This is a genomic window from Pedobacter glucosidilyticus DSM 23534 (assembly GCF_000425145.1).
GTDB lineage: Bacteria > Bacteroidota > Bacteroidia > Sphingobacteriales > Sphingobacteriaceae > Pseudopedobacter > Pseudopedobacter glucosidilyticus.
This window is the reverse complement of sequence record NZ_KE384317.1, coordinates 27,706-46,039: the sequence shown is the minus strand read 5'-3', so window position 1 is coordinate 46,039 and position 18,334 is coordinate 27,706. Positions and strand designations below refer to the sequence as shown.

21 protein-coding genes are annotated in these 18,334 nt (G+C 36.2%); 12 read left to right on the top strand and 9 right to left on the bottom strand.

Going from position 1 to position 18,334, the window contains the following annotated elements; genetic code table 11:
* The coding region (locus H510_RS0117915; RefSeq protein ID WP_036693438.1) for an alpha-L-fucosidase at positions 1-746 on the bottom strand (746 nt) is incomplete at its 3' end.
* Between the two features lie 276 nt (positions 747-1,022).
* Here H510_RS0117915 and H510_RS0117910 point away from each other — a divergent pair.
* Entirely contained in the window at positions 1,023-1,274 is a 252-nt protein-coding gene (locus tag H510_RS0117910; RefSeq protein WP_026905566.1) for a TFIIB-type zinc ribbon-containing protein, read from the top strand.
* 124 nt (positions 1,275-1,398) lie between these two features.
* Here the strand turns inward: H510_RS0117910 and H510_RS0117905 are convergent, their stop codons facing one another.
* Positions 1,399-2,121: a DUF4397 domain-containing protein gene (locus tag H510_RS0117905; protein ID WP_162143095.1), complete on the bottom strand. Its 723-nt coding sequence runs from the start codon at positions 2,119-2,121 to the stop codon at positions 1,399-1,401.
* 204 nt (positions 2,122-2,325) lie between these two features.
* On the opposite strand from H510_RS0117905, the gene H510_RS19380 reads away from it, so the two are divergent.
* Together H510_RS19380 and H510_RS0117895 are read left to right on the top strand one after the other, a co-directional pair.
* Complete coding sequence (locus H510_RS19380) at positions 2,326-2,730, top strand: BLUF domain-containing protein (protein ID WP_051291390.1); 405 nt, start codon at positions 2,326-2,328, stop codon at positions 2,728-2,730.
* Between the two features lie 6 nt (positions 2,731-2,736).
* Positions 2,737-3,705 (top strand): NAD(P)H-quinone oxidoreductase, encoded by a 969-nt coding sequence (locus H510_RS0117895; RefSeq protein ID WP_026905564.1) that lies wholly within the window; start codon positions 2,737-2,739, stop codon positions 3,703-3,705.
* 124 nt (positions 3,706-3,829) lie between these two features.
* On the opposite strand, the gene H510_RS0117890 is transcribed toward H510_RS0117895, so the two are convergent.
* Entirely contained in the window at positions 3,830-4,237 is a 408-nt protein-coding gene (locus tag H510_RS0117890; protein WP_026905563.1) for a YtxH domain-containing protein, read from the bottom strand.
* Positions 4,238-4,245: 8 nt separating this feature from the next.
* On the opposite strand from H510_RS0117890, the gene H510_RS0117885 reads away from it, so the two are divergent.
* The 8 genes from H510_RS0117885 (at position 4,246) to H510_RS0117850 (ending at position 10,370) form a co-directional block, all read left to right on the top strand.
* Positions 4,246-5,055 carry an N-acetylmuramoyl-L-alanine amidase gene (locus H510_RS0117885; protein ID WP_425413811.1) on the top strand — a complete coding sequence of 270 codons (810 nt, stop codon included), beginning with the start codon at positions 4,246-4,248 and terminating at the stop codon, positions 5,053-5,055.
* Positions 5,056-5,280: 225 nt separating this feature from the next.
* Entirely contained in the window at positions 5,281-6,420 is a 1,140-nt protein-coding gene (locus H510_RS0117880; RefSeq protein ID WP_026905561.1) for an acyl-CoA dehydrogenase, read from the top strand.
* A 194-nt stretch (positions 6,421-6,614) separates the two neighbouring features.
* Entirely contained in the window at positions 6,615-7,379 is a 765-nt protein-coding gene (locus H510_RS0117875; protein ID WP_026905560.1) for a helix-turn-helix domain-containing protein, read from the top strand.
* A 293-nt stretch (positions 7,380-7,672) separates the two neighbouring features.
* Positions 7,673-8,062 (top strand): DUF1398 domain-containing protein, encoded by a 390-nt coding sequence (locus H510_RS0117870; RefSeq protein WP_026905559.1) that lies wholly within the window; start codon positions 7,673-7,675, stop codon positions 8,060-8,062.
* Positions 8,063-8,076: 14 nt separating this feature from the next.
* Entirely contained in the window at positions 8,077-8,841 is a 765-nt protein-coding gene (map, locus tag H510_RS0117865) for a type I methionyl aminopeptidase (protein ID WP_026905558.1), read from the top strand.
* A gap of 17 nt (positions 8,842-8,858) precedes the next feature.
* Positions 8,859-9,320: an SRPBCC family protein gene (locus H510_RS0117860; protein WP_026905557.1), complete on the top strand. Its 462-nt coding sequence runs from the start codon at positions 8,859-8,861 to the stop codon at positions 9,318-9,320.
* Positions 9,321-9,364: 44 nt separating this feature from the next.
* Positions 9,365-9,814 carry an SRPBCC family protein gene (locus tag H510_RS0117855; protein WP_026905556.1) on the top strand — a complete coding sequence of 150 codons (450 nt, stop codon included), beginning with the start codon at positions 9,365-9,367 and terminating at the stop codon, positions 9,812-9,814.
* 13 nt (positions 9,815-9,827) lie between these two features.
* The gene (locus H510_RS0117850) at positions 9,828-10,370 is read left to right on the top strand and encodes a dihydrofolate reductase family protein (protein WP_026905555.1); all 543 of its coding nucleotides are present in this window, start codon (positions 9,828-9,830) and stop codon (positions 10,368-10,370) included.
* Between the two features lie 835 nt (positions 10,371-11,205).
* Here H510_RS0117850 and H510_RS0117840 read toward each other — a convergent pair.
* Positions 11,206-12,072, bottom strand: coding sequence for a hypothetical protein (locus tag H510_RS0117840; protein WP_026905553.1), 867 nt, complete (start codon positions 12,070-12,072; stop codon positions 11,206-11,208).
* Between the two features lie 421 nt (positions 12,073-12,493).
* Here H510_RS0117840 and H510_RS0117835 point away from each other — a divergent pair, with 421 nt between their 5' ends.
* The gene (locus H510_RS0117835; protein ID WP_026905552.1) at positions 12,494-13,456 is read left to right on the top strand and encodes an HNH endonuclease; all 963 of its coding nucleotides are present in this window, start codon (positions 12,494-12,496) and stop codon (positions 13,454-13,456) included.
* 18 nt (positions 13,457-13,474) lie between these two features.
* Here the strand turns inward: H510_RS0117835 and H510_RS20210 are convergent, their stop codons facing one another.
* From H510_RS20210 to H510_RS20205, 5 genes are all read right to left on the bottom strand, one after another.
* Entirely contained in the window at positions 13,475-13,666 is a 192-nt protein-coding gene (locus H510_RS20210; protein WP_155978046.1) for a hypothetical protein, read from the bottom strand.
* 622 nt (positions 13,667-14,288) lie between these two features.
* The gene (locus tag H510_RS0117825; RefSeq protein ID WP_026905551.1) at positions 14,289-15,419 is read right to left on the bottom strand and encodes a hypothetical protein; all 1,131 of its coding nucleotides are present in this window, start codon (positions 15,417-15,419) and stop codon (positions 14,289-14,291) included.
* Between the two features lie 4 nt (positions 15,420-15,423).
* Positions 15,424-15,645, bottom strand: a complete 222-nt coding sequence (locus tag H510_RS0117820; RefSeq protein ID WP_026905550.1) for a hypothetical protein — start codon at positions 15,643-15,645, stop codon at positions 15,424-15,426.
* 475 nt (positions 15,646-16,120) lie between these two features.
* Positions 16,121-17,470, bottom strand: coding sequence for an RNA-binding domain-containing protein (locus tag H510_RS0117810; protein WP_026905549.1), 1,350 nt, complete (start codon positions 17,468-17,470; stop codon positions 16,121-16,123).
* 315 nt (positions 17,471-17,785) lie between these two features.
* Positions 17,786-17,932, bottom strand: a complete 147-nt coding sequence (locus H510_RS20205; protein ID WP_155978044.1) for a hypothetical protein — start codon at positions 17,930-17,932, stop codon at positions 17,786-17,788.
* Between the last annotated feature and the right edge of the window lie 402 nt (positions 17,933-18,334).

Sequence of the window (18,334 nt, the reverse complement as noted above, 5' to 3'; positions counted from 1 at the left end):
AATTTTAGAGCAGCTTCATCAGTCATATTTGTTGGCGTATCCCACCATAAAACGGCTATATCGCCATAATTCGTCATCAATTCTTTTACCTGTGGAACTGCAACTTCATCAATATATTGTGCAAATGTTCTGGTTTCTTGAGCCGGGTCCCAATGCCCTTTATGTTCCTTCGTATAATCATCAATCTTTGTACTATCAGGATTAGGCCAACCTTCTGCCATTAATTTCCTGGCTGCAGAACCTCCTGGGTTTACCCAATCTTGGGCTTGGGAATAGTAAAAGCCTAATTTTACATTATATTTTTTACAGGCCTCTGCCAAAGGTTTTAACAGGTCTTTTTTGTAGGGTGTTGCATCTATAATATCCCAATCACTAGCTTTTGAGTCAAATAAAGCAAAGCCATCATGGTGTTTAGCTGTAATGATTAGATATTTCATCCCGGCATCTCTGGCCATTTTTACCCATTCATCAGCATTAAATTTTACCGGATTAAATTGTTTGGCAACTTCTTTATATTCTGAAACCGGTACTTTCATTCTATTCATAATCCACTCGGCCCCACCTCTAGCCTGTTGATGCCCTTTATACTCTCCGGCCATTTGCGCATAAACCCCAAAGTGGATGAACATACCGAAACGAGCCTCACGCCACCATTTCATTTTTTCATCTTGCGATATGGGTTGTGCTAAAACAGAAGTACTTGCATAACAAAAAACTAAAAGGACTAATAATTTTTTCAGGTTCATGGTGATAACAGGTTAAAATGGTCAGTTGCAGCTATAGATCAAGCCATTACTAAAGTAATATAAATCAGTGAAATAACATGCCTGAGGTTTTATATTTTCAAAATATATTTAAGTCATAAGCCAAGCTGCTACACTTTTAAATAGGGTATTGTCCATCCGGTTAAAGGCTAAATACAGAGCTATGTAACACGTAATGCTATTAAAAAGTGCCATAGAAAAGAAACAAATAGCCTAAGCAAGCGTTTAATAGTTTTGTTTAACCAAGCTATTGAACCCATGAAATGTCCTAATTGTAATGTTAACCTTTTAATTACCGATAGAAGCGGTGTAGAGATAGATTATTGTCCGGAGTGCCGTGGCGTATGGCTAGACCGTGGCGAATTAGATAAAATTATTGAACGTTCGGTAGCTTTTGAGCGTCCGCCTCAACAAAACGATCATCATAGAACTCAACATCATGACTATAAACATCATGATTATAGAAAGAAAAAGAAAGACTCTTTCCTAGGAGATTTATTCGATTTTTAAATAAAAAATAAAAGAGCTTGCCTCAAAAACCACCATTTCTTTGTCGGGTCTAAACACTTGCTTATGTAACAAGTATTCAGCCCAACGAAATAAAATAGCTGTAGCAAGCTCTTCCTATAACAATTTAAAAATCACTCAAGTGTTCGCTCACTTGTACAGAAGTTTTTAGCGTATCATTGGTGGTATTATCCAGCCCTCTGGCCCAAATGGTATATATTCTACCAGATTTAATTTCAATATTTTCTTTGATAGCTTTTTGGGTATCATTAAGCTTAATTTTAAAAGCATAATTTTTATTGCCCGGTATTTCATTAAATAGGGTATGTGTTTTATACGCCGTAGCGTTAAATAAGACACTATCTGTACCAGTTGTTAAACTTAAATTTCCAGCATCCGGACTTAAATTAATAAACCTGATTTTTGCTTTACCCGCAGCCGGACTCGATAAAGAATCTTTAATCACCAAGAAATTTGGATTAGGTGCAGCATCTACAACATAGACAGAGTAATATTTATCAGCTTCTAAATTTAAAGTTCCTGTTCTTAAAGTATCCTGCGTTCCTCCAACTTTACGTATACTAACTTTACGTTGTCCAGCACTAAATAAACTATATAAAGTTCTTTGGCCAAAAGCAAAAGGACCGTTTCCGGTACCACGGTCGGTTATAAAGTTAAAAGCCGGTGTACCTGGCGATGCATGAAAAATACTAACAGCGGCTACTTGCTGCGGAGTAAAATCATCATCATTTTTTAAACATGATGTCAGCGTTAATAATGAACCAGCTATCATCATGGTTTTCATGAAAGATAAACGGTTAGCAGGGGTAATTTTTTTAATGTTATACATAATTATATTTTTTAGTTTCAGATAGATTTGTTTAGACATAACGGCATCAATCATTAATCTGTTACACTGCGTTTCATTTTTTTTAGTTTTTTTTGCCTTTACATTCATAAAGAAAATTTTTAAGGGCAATAAAGCTATTTTATAAATCATTTAGCCTATAAACACACCTCTAAGAATTTTACCTTTAAAGATTTTTTGAAACTTATGTACTATTTAATATATTTTGCTTACGAATCTTTTCCTTTTAAAAAGGAAGATTTAGAAGATCTCCTTAAACAAACAAGAGAGAAAAATGCAAATCATCAGGTTACAGGTAAACTTTTATATGTAGAAGGTACTTTTATACAATTGCTAGAAGGTAATGAACAAGCCGTAAAAAGTATTTTTAGCGCTATAGAAAGAGATAAAAGAATTATCGCCTTAAAAGTGGTAGCACAAGGGCCGGCTATGGCTAGGCATTTTCCAGATTGGTCTATGGCTTATGAGAAAATATCCTTAGCAGATATCAATCAGCTCGAACAATGCGAGCATAAAGGCGTTAAAGAGTACCTTACAAATGCAACACCATTTAGATTGATAAAACTTATAGCAAGTAACCCTTTATTATAACCAAATATGAAGGCTGTTGTTATTACAGAACATGGTGGTCCGGAGGTTCTAAAAATAGAAGAAAGACCTATCCCCACCTGTGCAGATGATGAAGTATTGATAAAAGTTGCTGCTGCCGGTATTAACCGTCCAGACATCATGCAACGTCAGGGTAAATATCCAGCCCCTAACGGTGCTATAGCTGATATCCTAGGTTTAGAACTAGCAGGCGAAATTATAGCTTGTGGTGCTGCAGTTAAAAAATATAAGATAGGCCAACACGTTTGTGCTTTAGTAACTGGGGGTGCTTATGCAGCGTATGCCCTTGCTAAAGAAGACTGTTGTTTAACCATTCCGCAAGGCTTAACATTAGAAGAGGCGGCATCACTGCCAGAAACTGTTTTTACCGTATGGTACAATCTTTTTATACTAGGGCAATTAAAAGCCAGAGACAAAGTCTTGATACATGGCGGCTCTAGCGGTATTGGCGTAATGGCTATACAGCTTGCTAAAGCATTTGGCTGTCAGGTAATCGTTACTGCAGGCTCCTTACAAAAATGCCAAGCCTGTATAGCTTTAGGAGCCCACATGGCTATCAATTATAAAGAACAAGATTTTGAATTTTTGCTAAAAGAAACAGGTGTCAATGTTATTTTAGACATGGTTGGGGGTAGCTACTTACCAAAAAACATCAATATCTTAGCTCCTGATGGGCGCTTAGTTTATATCAATGCTATGCAAGGTAGGCAAGCAGAATTGGATATTCTTAAAGTAATGCAAAAGCGTTTAACCATTACAGGGAGCACCCTAAGAGCAAGAGAAACCACATTTAAAGCCTTTCTAGCTCGTGAAATTCAAAAATATGTTTGGCCTCTTTTTCAGGATAAGAAAATAAAGCCCGTTATTTTTAAGGTTTTTGATTATCGTGATGTTGTACAGGCACACCAACTTATGGAAAGCAGCACACATATAGGCAAAATCTTGATTAAGTTTTAACAAGCTAATGTTTAGCCTCAATCTTTTATCATGGAGCGAGTCGAGACTTTAGCTGATGAAATCAACCAAGATGTCGACCCCGCTCAATGGAATAAATATCACTTTTAAGGTTTCTCTCCAACAACTACGAAGATAAAGTTTTAGCTTCCATAGCTACTTTCGCAGAAATATTACTTAATGTATCGTCAGAAAAGTTAGAAGCTTCATGGGCTTTAGCTACCAAATAGTCAGAAGTTTCTTTAGATAAATCATTTACCTTATCGGCTTGTTTAGAAGCAACATGCTTTAAATGATCTGTAAAGTCTTTAACGCCATCCACCAAAGCAGACCAGTTTTGTTTACCACTTTCAGATCGTGTAAAATACCATGCTGCTGCTCCAGCAGCAATACCAGCTACTACTATTGCTGCAATTTTCGATTTGTTTTCCATTTTTCTTAAGATTTTGTTTCTTAAAGTAGTATAAGCCAATACCTTGCCAAAACCAATTATTTTAACACCAACATCAAGGGTTAAATGATATATTTGCACCATTTATGGGTATGAAGTATTTCGCAATTTTATTTTTATTAGTATTTATCTCTTGTTCTCCTAAACCATACAAACAAGCAGAAAAAATACAAAACGCAAAAATGGAAGAGGTTACCTCAAGTATTGTAGTTAACCCTGCTCCGCTTTTGTTAGATACCCAAGGCAATCCAATACCATCTTCCTATATCCCTACAGTAAACTTCGGAGCTCGTAAGCCCTTTTACGTAGTTATACATCATACCGCACAAGATTCTTTAGCGCAAACCATTAAAACTTTTACTCTAGAGGTTACCCAGGTAAGTGCCCACTATGTTATTGGCAGAGACGGCTTTTTAGTCCAGATGTTAAATGATGAGCTTAGGGCTTGGCATGCTGGCGCAGGTAAATGGGGTAATATAACCGATATGAATTCATGTTCTATAGGAATAGAGTTAGACAATAATGGCAACGAACCTTTTAGTGATGCACAAATCAATACCCTATTGTTATTATTAGCCAAACTCAAAAAAGACTATAATATACCAACAGCAAATTTCATAGGTCATGGTGATATAGCACCCAAAAGAAAAGCAGATCCAAGTATATTTTTCCCTTGGGAAACATTAGCAAAAAATGGCTTTGGCTTATGGTACGACTTACCAGATTTACCACCACCTGCAAATTTTGATGAAGAAGCAGCCTTAAAAAGAATCGGATATGATACCACAGATATGGCGGCTGCTATTATAGCCTTTAAAAGACATTTTACTAAAACAGACCTCTTCCCTATACTCTCCACCTGGGATAGATGTATTTTATTCAACTTGTATAAAAAATATTAAGGCTTAAACGCCCAAGCTTCAAAACATCATAAGCCTTTGTTAGCAGGCTTATGTGTTGTGATGGTAATTTCCAGATTCAGCATTTCATCCCATTACTCCTACTCCAACAAAATCGTAAATTTTTTATTTATTTTTACTATGCTTGCATAATAATTATTATCTTGTAAGGGTTAACCTATGGCATGAGGCCTTAGTTATTCATTATCAAAAAATAAATGCTTTATGATGAACTTTCAATTATCAGAAGAACATATCATGATTCAGCAGGCGGCAAGAGATTTTGCACAAAATGAATTAAAACCTGGTGTAATAGAACGAGACGAACATCAAAAATTCCCGGCAGAGCAAATTAAGAAAATGGCCGAGCTTGGTTTTATGGGTATGATGGTTAGCCCTGATTACGACGGAGCCGGTATGGATACCATTTCTTATGTATTAGTAATGGAAGAACTATCTAAAGTAGATGCCTCCGCCTCCGTTATCATGTCTGTAAACAATTCTTTGGTTTGCTATGGCTTAGAAAAGTTTGGTACTCCAGAACAAAAAGAAAAATACCTGAAGCCCTTAGCCAGAGGCGAAGTGATAGGCGCTTTTTGTTTATCTGAGCCAGAGGCAGGTTCTGATGCCACCTCGCAACATACAACTGCCATAGATATGGGCGATTATTATTTGTTAAACGGAACCAAAAACTGGATTACCAATGGTAGTTCGGCCTCAACATATTTGGTAATGGCACAAACCGATACCAGTAAAGGCAGTCATGGTATCAATGCTTTAATTATTGAAAGAGGGATGGAGGGCTTCACCATTGGGCCTAAAGAAAATAAATTAGGTATCAGAGGTTCAGACACACACTCTTTAATGTTTAGCGATGCTAAAGTACCTAAAGCCAACCGCATTGGCGAGGATGGTTTTGGTTTTAGATTTGCTATGCAAACCCTAGATGGTGGCAGAATAGGCATAGCAGCACAAGCTTTGGGTATTGCCGCCGGTGCATTTGAACTGGCTACCCAATACGCTAAAGAACGTAAAACTTTTGGTAAACCCATTGCCAATCATCAGGCTATAGCCTTTAAATTGGCCGATATGGCTACCCAAATTGAAGCCGCCCGATTGCTGGTTTTAAAAGCTGCTTGGTTAAAAGATAGTGGACAACCCTACGCACAAGCTAGTGCCATGGCCAAATTATATGCTTCTGAAGTAGCCATGCACACCACGGTAGAAGCCGTACAAATACATGGTGGTTATGGTTTTGTTAAAGAGTACCATGTAGAACGTTTAATGCGTGATGCCAAAATAACCCAGATTTATGAAGGAACTTCAGAAATACAAAAAGTAGTAATTTCTAGGGAAGTATTAAAGTAGCTCAAGAAACTTAATCCTAACATTTGGCATTTCAAAAACCTGATGTCAGAGACTGAAAATTAAAATTTTAAGTAGCATCATCCAACATTAACCTACATGTTGGACATTGATATTTTTGTGCTAACATAGTACTTGCAAAATCATTTTAAAATTACCGATATTGTTTGATGATTAAAGCTAAGCGCTAATTGCTCATGAAGTTTGATAAATATCGTCCTACAGAAAGACTACAACCTTATATCAAATATTTTATAGTAGCAGAACAAGAGTCGGAAAATCAATACAAAGTTTTTCCCTCTTCGGGATTAGTAATTGGTTTTCAATATCAAGGACAGCTTTTAACCGTAACAAACCATACAGAAAGTAAACTTAGCTCGGCTGGTATCACAGGTGTTACGGATACCTACAAGATTTTCAAAAACTCAGCAAATATTGGTACTATCTTGGTTTATTTTACTGAAATTGGTTTCACTCATTTTGCTTCACATCCTGCAAACGAATTCTTTAATTTAAGCCTCTCCTTAGATGAAATTTTCTATAAAGCTCATATCGCAGAGGTTGAAGAACAATTAGCCCTAGCTACTTCAGATAAAAATCGGATTAAAGTGGTTGAGCAATTTTTACTATCGCAACTTAAAAACACAGAAACCGATAAATTAATTGTTGAGGCAGTTAAGCTCATTTACCAAAGTAATGGAACCATCCGTATAAATGAGTTGAACAAAAAGTTATTGATCAGCCAGAGCCCATTTGAAAAACGGTTTAGAAAAGTGGTTGGAACTTCAGCTAAAAAGTTTGCCTCTATTGTTCGTTTCAATGCAGTACTTGATCATCTTAACCAAGCCAAAACCTTAACAGAAATTTGCTATGAAAACAATTTCTTCGACCAAGCGCATTTCATCAAAAATTTCAAACAATTTACGGGCGATACCCCAGAAAATTTTAAGCAGTTTTTATAGCTTGCTTTACCCAGTTAAATTACAAGATAACTTCTGCTCTTCTTTATAACAGTACCATAAATAGCCACAGCATCAACGATAACATTTCAATATTTAAAAAAATTTCATCAACTTTTCTGGCCGCTTTATTAAGAAAAACGATTTTTTACAATGACAGCGCTTTTCTCTATCACATCTTTGTGCTGTAATGATAAGTTTAAAAGGAAGATGATTAAGGAAGCTAAAGCTCATCATACCATCAAATTTAAACGTGATAGTTGCGTATCATTCATTAAAATCGTAAAATTAAAGACATGTTTACAGCAGAACAAATTCAAACAGCTCATAGCAAGGTAAAATCGGGTGCAGATTTTCCTGCTTACATCAAAGCCATTAAGGCATTAGGCGTTACACATTATGAAGCTTATGTGGCAGATGGACATATTGACTACCATGCAGGAAAGCACCATAGCATTACCATACCAGCAAAGTATGAAACTATAGCTATTGCTGCTAGGCCAAGCCCCGAAGAATTTAAAGCAGAATTATTGACACATCAGCAAGGTAAAACAAATTATCTTACCTTTATACGTAGCTGTGCCGATACCGGCATCCAAAAATGGGAAGTTTGTTTAGCTAACATGACCTGTACTTATTATGATCAAGCAGGAAATGAAATCTTAACAGAAGATATACCACACTAATAACGCAAAAATAAATGTCAATCACCAACGAAACAGAGCTCTTAGGCATGAAAAAAGTAAGTGAAGCCGTTGCCTTTACTTTAAAAGAAATGTGTAAATATGCGCAACCCGGCATGACAACCAAAGAATTAGACGACTTTGGAGGGAAAATATTGGCCAACTTTGGAGCCTTTTCTGCACCTTTTAAAACCTATCAGTTCCCAGGGCATACCTGTATCAGTGTTAATCAGGAATTTTGCCATGGTATCCCTTCAGAACAAAGAAAATTAAAAGAAGGTGATTTAATCAATATTGATGTTTCGGCAGAGCTCAATGGCTTTTGGTCTGATAATGGAAACTCTTTTGTTTTAGGAGAAGATATTCATCAGCATCAAACATTGGTCAATGCCTCTAAACAAATATTACATAAAGCAATCCATAACATCAAAGGGGGCGTCCGTATTTCAGATATCGGACATCTGATAGAAACAGAAGCCAAAAAACGCGGTTACCAAGTCATTAAAAATCTTACAGGCCATGGTGTAGGACGAAGCCTTCACGAAGAACCAAGCGAAATAGCCAATTACAAAGACCGTTTCAACCTCACAAGATTTAGAAAAAATACTGTTGTAGCTATTGAGACTTTTATTGCTACAAAATCAACCTATGCCGAAACGCTTTCAGACGGTTGGACCATGGTGGGTAATAAAGGAGGTTTTATGGCTCAGCATGAGCATACCATCGTTGTAACCAATGGAAAGCCTATCATACTTACAGAAATGAACGAGATTTGGAATTAAACCTAAAAGAATAATAAATGGCAGTAGAAATTTTCCATACCACACCAGACCGAGAGATTGTAAGCACCAGGATATTCAACACTACACAACAAAACCTTTTTCAAGCCTGGGCCAATCCTCAGTATCTTAAAAAGTGGTGGGGCCCCAAAGGTTTTACCAATACTTTTAATGAGTTTGATTTCCGTGTTGGAGGTAAATGGAGTTTTATCATGCATGGTCCGGATAAGGGAAATTATGCCAACGAGTGTGAGTTTATCAAAATTATAGAACCCTCTTTAATCGCATGGAAAAGACATTCTAAACCGCTCTTTCAGGTAGTAGCTAGCTTTGAAGAAATAAGCCATAAGCAAACTAAACTGGTATTTAAAATGGTTTTTGATACAGCCGAGGAATGCGAAAAATTAAAACCTTTTGTGGTGGATAAGAACGAGGAAAACTTTGATAAGCTAGAAGATGTCCTCTTAAATATGAAGGCTTAGTGTAAGCCTATAAATTTATTTTAACATTTATCAGAAAACATGATATGGAAAACTTTAAGAAAACCATAACTGTACAGGCAACAGCAGCAGCCGTTTATTATGCCTTAACCCAAGAAATTACCCAATGGTGGACAAGCATGTTCGAAGGGAGTGCAAACCAGCAAGGAGATACTTTTACCATACGCTTTAGAGATACTATTTTTAAAACGCTTTTGGTTCAAGAGTTAATCTCTCAGCAAAAAGTGGTTTGGTTGGTAACAAACGCTCTTCTTGATATTCCCGAATTAGAAAATAAAACAGAATGGATAAACACTAAAATTATTTGGGATATCGCTGCTAAAGCTAAAGAAACAGAAATCCAACTTACCCATATTGGCCTAAACCATCAGGTAGCTTGTTATGATGTTTGCGCAAATGGCTGGCATAATTTTACAGACAGTTTAACCGCTTTTGTAAACACAGGTAAAGGCAAACCATTTTTACCTAGTATCTAAAAAGATATCTAATATGAAGAAGGTAATTGCAGCATTCAATATGACGCTTGATGGTACCTGCGACCACACCACAGGGATTGCAGATGAAGAGCTACACCAGCATTATGCAGAACTGATAGCGCATGCAGGTATGATCTTGTACGGACGAACAACTTACCAGCTGATGCAGTTTTGGCAAGAACTCTTAAAAAAGCCCTCGGGAGAAAAAGCAATGGATACCTTTGCCGCTAGCATAGCTAAAATTCCTAAGCTTGTTTTTTCCAATACCTTAACAGATACAGGCTGGGAGAGTGCAAAAATTGCTCAGAAGCCTCTTGTAGAAACCGTAATAGAACTTAAACAACAAGCTACAAAAGATATCCTTATAGGAAGCCGTAGCTTAATCATCCAACTCTTAAACGCTAAACTGATAGACGAATTTCAAATTTGTATTCATCCCATTATTGAAGGCAAAGGCTTAAAACTTTTTGATGATATCAAAGATAGTACGCTCTTAAAGCTCCATAAAATAAAATCACTTAAATCAGGAGTAACCATATTTTATTATTTGTTATAGCAAACGTTCTGTGTGTAGAGTCCCCAGTTTTTACCTACCTCCTTCATCTTTCCTCCTTCCTCCTTTCTCCTTCCTCCTTTTTCTTTTCTCCTTTTCCCTTTTGAATTTTCAAGGTCATCGCGAACGTAGTGAAGCGATCTCTCACGCAAGGCTATCCCCTCATGCAGGCTATAAAGAGACTGCCACGTTCCTCGCAGTGACAAACTGGACGAACACAGCGAAGCTATCCCGATTGCTTTGTTCATCGCAAACATTTTTTTGTCATCGCGAACGTAGTGAAGCGATCTCATCATACAAGGCTATCCTCCCTCTATGCAAATCATAACAGAGAAGCCACGTACTTCGCAGTGACAAACTGGACGAACACAGCGAAGCTATCCCGATTGCTTTGTTCATCGCAAACACATTTTTTGTCATCGCGAACAGATTTTTTTGTCATCGCAAACGTAGTGAAGCGATCTCTCATACAAGGCTTTTTACATACTACAAGAGAAGCTTCATACTTCGCATGACAAACTAAAGCGTTTAAACAAAAAAAGTCTACAACTTACAAGTAGCCACCCAGCTCAGTGCTCTCTGCGCCCTCCGTGGTTAAAACATAACGAACGTTCTGGGTGTAGAGCTCCCTGTTTTTGAATTTTTAATTTTACTTTTTTAATTTTAAAGGTCATCGCGAACGTAGTGAAGCGATTTCTTCATGTAAATATTCCCAGTTTTTTCTTTCCTCCTTTCTCCTTTTTAACCAGAAAAACAAAGCCTCAATAAGATGGCAATCGTTATACAAGAGGTCACTTAAGCAGATAAATCTCTTAAACGCTTTCACTCCAGAAATAGCCTATTTAGAAAAGTCTACTTTGCTAACATAAGCCTTCTTAATTTCAATCAAGACCACGCCGTTTGCGCCCTTAATCCCGTATATGGCAGTTGCTTTTGCATCTTTTAAAACGTCTATTTTATTTATCCAGTTTGGGGATAGTTCACTTAACTTGGAAGCACTAATGGTACAACTTTTTTTGTCAGCATAGATAATGTATAACGGCTCCTGGCTCTTGCTTATAGTAGTTATCCCTCCTAACATAATTCTTCGTTCAGCATTCATCATCACTACCATCTTATTGGTAATCATGGTCTCCACCTTTTCATAACCTATCAAATCAAAGATAAATATGGTGGCTTTATCTTCATCAGCTATGCTCAGTTTAAAATTACCCTCAGTATCAGTTATGGCCAGCACATTTTCATAGCCACTTTTTCTAATCTTTACACCAGATAATGGATTCCCGCTTAAACTGTCAACTGCTCTCCCTGTTATAGCCGCCTCTGAAAAAGTTGCTTTTCGAGACACAGCGCTCAATACCAACGTCGAATCAGCGCATGAATCATTAGGTGTTGCTACATACTCCGGGTGAGCTGCATAAACCGGACTTACAACAAGTGCGCTCAAAGTCAGGGGCAGTAGAAGCCTCCATTTTATTTTTGAAGAAGGTATAAGCAGCTCACGGTTTAACTGACTTGCTGATACCCGCCCACATACGTTCTCCCTTTTATTTTTGAAGAATTGGAGGAGCTCAGCATCAGTACTTGTTGTTAGGTCTAAAATATTCTTTTGGCAAACGTCGCAATAATGTACCCCATCTGCTCTCTCTATGTCACTCCATTGTTGGGTGCAGGGGCTGGTCAATTTTAATTGCAACTTTTCCATATTAGAGATTTTTATTTAGCGAGATTAAGATACAAAATTCTATTTTATAATGGAATCCTTCATTAAGGGCTACACATTAATCCTCCTAAAATAGCGCAAGGTTTTACAGCCCTAAGCCCTATGTGTTGGATACTTTGATATCACAATTTGTGATGTCAAAAATCCCCATTCCTCATTTATTACCTCAATTCAATAACTACACGTAATGATGAGTTTTCAGTTTTCCCTTTTTAATTTTTAATTTTCCCTTTTGAATTTTTAACCAGTTCCCTGTTTTTTCCTTTTCTCCTTTTCTCCTTTCTCCTTTCTCCTTCCTCCTTTTTCCTTCATCCTTTCTCCTTCCTCCTTTCTCCTTTTCCCTTCTAACTTTTCCTATCCTTGCATTATTCCCTCAAATTCTGCAATATTGTATGATACCCTTATGCAGGAGACACTAAACAAATACCTTTATGCACTTAGTAAGCTCAAGCGAGGTTCTACACCCTATGGTTTAGCACCACATAAACCTATTTTACTCATCAGTATCATAGAGTTGATAGATAAAGGGATACTCACCGAGAATAAGGTATATATCAATGCAGACCTCGTAGGTACTTTCAAAGAAAACTGGCAATTATTAGTAAATACCCTTAACCAAGCTGATTTTACCCAGCCCTTCTACTACCTCCAGAGTGATAAAGCAGCAGGGAAGCCTTTTTGGTTCTTATTGCCACAGCCGGGTTGCCAAATCAACGCCCATATCAAAAGTGTAAATACACTGGCCGCAACCGTAGCCTATGGTTTTTTCAACGAAGAACTATATCTATTACTGAGCAATCCTTTCTCACGCCAACTTATCAAAGAAAAGCTATTAACAACTTATTTTCCGTTAACCCAACAAAAACTACAAAGCCAGGCAAAAGAAGCAGGTTATCTACATCAATTAGAAGATTATGTTTTAAACGAACCACAGGCTCGTTATAAAACCATCAAGATAGAAACAGAAGAAGACGTTTTTGTACGCAACGGACTATTTAAAAAGCTCATACCAAAGGCCTATAACTCAACCTGTAGTTTTACAGGTATGAAGCTAACTTCCATATACGGACATCATTTTATAGATGCCTGCCATATCATACCCTTTAGCCTCACACACAACGATCAAATTAGTAACGGCATTGCACTATGCCCCAATATGCACAGGGCTTTCGATCGTGGGCTGTTAAGCGTTGATGAAAACTACAAAATACTCGTTTCTCCTGCTATTATCGAAGATGCAGAACATGTTTACAGTATCACCAAACTAGAAGGTAAACAAATACACCTGCCTTCCGGCGAAAGGTATTATCCTGCACAGGATAATTTAAAATGGCATAGGGAGAATATATTTAAAGGCAAATCATGAAAACGAGAAACTTTGTGGTTAACCTCTCGACTTGTAACCCGGGATGTACAAAGGCGGTACGCTTTCCAAATCTTTAGACATACCAGTAAACCTACCAGAATAGGCTTCTTTTTTTACCCAAGAAGAATTTTTTGAACTAACAGCCTGATTGCTCTGGGTAACAGCCCCAGTAGACATACAATCAGTTGGTTTCTGCGAAAATCTTTTCATAGCTCCTTACAATTTTGATATGTTCTTTTTCTCTTTCAACAGGTACAACAAAGATAGCGCTATTTCTTTTATTGTTTTTACACCATAGCAGCAATACCTATCACCGCCGTCTTTTAAGGTCACAATTTGTGACCTCAAAGATTCATGCACAAGCTGTGTTAATGCAAACATAAAATCTTAGGAAACCTCCTTGCGCCCGTTTGTAACGGGTGCTTAAATGGCTTCACGATTGTATCGGTCATCATCATAGCCACAGGTTCAAACCCGTGGCTATAGAAGATAATAAACATCCTTTAATTAATTATTCTGTTACGAAAGCAAAGCCTCTTTCCCAACTTGATTTTCCATTTTGGAATAATGATTAGAATATCTTTTCTACTTCCCGAAAGGAACATCTATTCAACCCCCATAGCCTAAACCGAAGCACATGAGCAATTACATCAAAGGTATTATCCTGCACAAGAAAATTTAAAATGGCATAGGGAAAATGCATTAAAGGTTTGATGAGTTCTTTTGAAGCGTTCAACGTAGAGGTTACTTTCTATAACATTGTTTATATTATTTCCTCTTGTGCCAATAGTATTTTACTTAAGCGTAGATATAGAATTACTTAGCTAACTTTTTATGAAGTTGAAGTATGATTGTGGTGTTTTTTAGGTTGAAGAAATACTGCAAGGGCGATTGAGATACTCAATGATACAATCACACTCCAAAATGGAACAAGTGTTGGGTAATGCAATATCCATAACAATGCTGTAATTATAAAAGATAGCTCTATGGTCCAACTAAATTTAAACTTGTTTTTTGGGAAGATTAATAATCTTAGGTTTATTAAAGCGAAATAAGACCACCAAGCAAAACCTGCTTTTTTCCATACACCCACAATCCCATATTTACTAAGGTCAAACCATAAGGAGACAACTATAAAGGTTAAGCATAAAAAAAACAAAATATTAAAAACCACGGTAAAGAATTTTTGAAAATTTTTACTTTCCGTATTCCTATACACATATACAAGGTTCATGTTTAGAACGGTGTGGTATGGTATACAAAAAACAGCTCCCGGAATATTTCTCGCTTTAACTGCCGTAGTATTGCCATCAGCATCTTTTATTTGTTTTAAAGCTTGAGCATTTGTTAAGAATATATTTTCTAGATTGTTATCTTCTTTGTTGACAGTGTACTGAGATAAAATTCCAGAGTATAATTTTGTTTCACCACCAATTTCACATAAAACATCAGCTTTAGTAAAAGCTAGTTTTTTATTTTCTGGATTATTATATAAAATCTTCCCCCCATGAATATAGTAATACCAATAATTCTTAAATCTAAACAACGGAGACCAGATATCTAATCTTAAAGTTTTAACTAGCCAATGAAGCGTTAAACCAAAGAAGCAAGAAAAAAAATAGATTAAACCAACAATAACTAATAAATCTTTATAAGTCTTAGATATAATGTCCTTTTGTGGTATTTGATTATTTGCAATTGGTCCTGATAGCTGATGGATGGTTTCGTAACTCAATGAATCAAGAACTTTTAAACCAGTAATACCCCTAAATAAGTATATAAGTAAAAAGGTGAGACCAATACTTATACTACTAAAGAATACATTCCATAGTAATTTATCAAACTCAGTCGACTGATTAAATTGCTTTGTAAATTCGCCCGTATAATAGCATTTACGAAAAATAAAACCTGGAAATATCGCCATCATAACAGCAATGACCGTGTTAAGAGCGATTTGGTCCATCTATTTATGCCTCAACCAAGAATTTTACTTCCTTACCTTCTACATTCACGGTAACTTCACCAGACTTAGGGTTGTCTATAATTTTTTTGTAAAGTTCGTGTTTTGCTTTTTCGTTATTTAAGATTTCTTTAGTTTCATCACTAACTAAAGGTTCTTCAGTATTAAATTGAGTGAACATATTAGAAGCAACCCTAAATAAGTTATTTATAATATTGTCTTTGCTCATACTATTTCAATATAATTCAGTAAAGGTAGATTTTTTTATAAATCAATTAAGCATAACATTCATCTTAAAAAAGATGTTTGTCAGATTAATACTTAATTAAACACTAATTTATACTAAATGTTTGATATATGCAAGTAGCTAAGGTTTTAGGCTATTGATGATACTATTAAAATGATAGTACTACTATTTCTGTAATGGTAATACAAAAGCTACATACAAATGTTAATACAGCTCATAGAATTTTTTGTTTGATATCACAATTTGTGATACCATGCTTTCCTTGCGCCCGTTTGTAACGGGAGCTTAAATAGCTTCACGATTGTATCGGTCATTATCATAGCCACAGGTTCAAACCCGTGGCTATAGGAAGACAATAAATATTCTTCCCATTTTAGTGGTAGTTTCATTGAAATACTGCGTCGAGCAATTAAAACTTTGTTATCTTTAAGTATATTGGCACAGGTAAATCTAGCATTTAGCTTAAGCTATTAATCTTTAATATTTTCCAGAAACCTGTAGTTTCTCCTTCTCTTTCAATGACTCCTTTTTGTTTAAGGGCATCAATATGTTTCTGTATAGCAGATTCATTGATGCCGAGTTTAATTGCTAGTTGGCTTCTGGATATATCAGGACTGTTTTTGATTAATTCAAATACTTCTTTCTGTCTCTCTGTAAGCATTATTTTATGAGCTTGACCACCAACTTGACCACCAACTTGACCACCTGCTTGACCACCAACTTGACCACCTGCTAATTTTGGGAATGTCATACGGATAAAGTTGGGGAAGAACTTAAAACAGCTTCTGTTGTACGTTTTTAAAATACGCGGTATGCCAGAACCTAATTGCTCTACTAATTCCAAATCGCGGTAGATTCTCATGAGTTCTTTGTTACGCGGGGCTGATATCCCTTCAAAAAATTCTTCTTCACTAAATCCTGCAGGTAAAGACCCGGAAGAGGTTATTTCTATCCTATCATCAAAAACTTCGAATTTTGGAGGTATTTCTGTAGTATAATCATTATGTACAAATGCGTTTAAAACAGCTTCACGCAAAGCAGTAGCATCCCATGTCTGTTTATTAATCCGTTCCTTAGAAGTTATCGTAGTGTGAATAACATTTTCTACTTCCAGTTTATCTAAAATATTGATTGTGGCCTTTATCAGCGAACAATAACCAAACTCCTTATTTTCTGTCAAGTCTACTCTTGTTGTTCCGCTATATTTTGCAAACTTTATAGAGTTTCCGTTTTCATCTGCCATCAAATAAGCTACGTAATTATAAGTTTCGTCCGGAGTAAGCATTTCCAAATTACTTGCAAAATGTTGATTAAGCGTTTTCCCTTTTCCGTTATAATAAATCTTTAATTGTTCAAATGTTAAGTCTTGGCGATTAGATCTTATTTTGCCTATAGAATTACGGGTGCGTTTAGAAAATAAATCGTCTATCATACGCTGCGGCATTGGCTCTGCCGCAGTACCTGTTCTAATGAAACATCCTTTTTCAGACATGCCATATTTTTTAAGGTAGTAAGGTTTTTCTACCCCACTTGCTACCACTATTTTGATAATATCTTTAGCATCCCTTTTTTCGCTACTCACATCAAATAATCCCAGGCATGAGGGAAGGATATTATTTTTCAAGCGATCTTTTATTTTTAGCATATCACCATCTGTATCAGCAACCCCAATGCTCACACCAAATTTATCAATACCAATATATATAATTCCTCCTTCTTTATAATTCAGGAATGCAACAACCTCTTTTTCAATATCTATCTCTTTAGAAAGTTCTTGCTTATACTCTATACGATTTGTTTCAGACATGATCATCTAAACTATATAATTTTCAAATTAGAAAAAATAACTTTTATAATAGGGAATTTATAACAAATGCAACTAAACCTTAAAGACTAAAAGTATTAGCTTCAAATAATTGCATTATGTTCCAACAAAAATGCGGATTTTTCTGAACCCATGTTACTAAAGAATACGTAAAACAGGTGTCTATTTTAATATTACCATTTTTATCAATTTAACCTGATGACAGGGAGCAAAAAAATATATAAGTTGTGGGAGATAGGTGTCGGGTTATGCATACTCTCTTTTTTGTTGTTTATGGCAGGCTTAGCTACAGGATAATCAAGAAGCAATCCTCTTTTCTCCTTCCTCTTTTTTCTTTTCTCCTTTTCCCTTTTGAATTTTTAATTTTTCCTTTTGAATTTTTAAATCAATTCCCGGTTTTTTACTTTTTAATTTTTCCTTTTTAATTTTTAACCAGAAAAGCACAGCTTATACTACTATCATCCGCCAGTCCGGTGCTCTGCTTTACTCCTCGTCCATTTTCCGCAAAAGCTCCAAATGTCCTGTGGGGTATCGCTGCCGCCCCGGTTTAGGTGGGGTGGGGCTTGGTGCATATCATCTAGGATATAAAAATTAAGTTGTTCTTTAAACTTAACCATAAAATAAGCCATACTGGGACAATAAGTTGGTCAAGGGTGTCCAAGTAGCTTATAAAAGCTCTTATGGGGCTTTAAATCAATACTAAATCCTTGGTATTTGGACAATATGTTTATGGCCAGATCTATAGCGAATGCAGTTTTGTGTACACCTTCAGAAACTACTTTCGTTGCTATACCAGTCTAAGTTTACATCTTTTAACTGCTGTTCTTTCTGCTTTAAACAATGTTT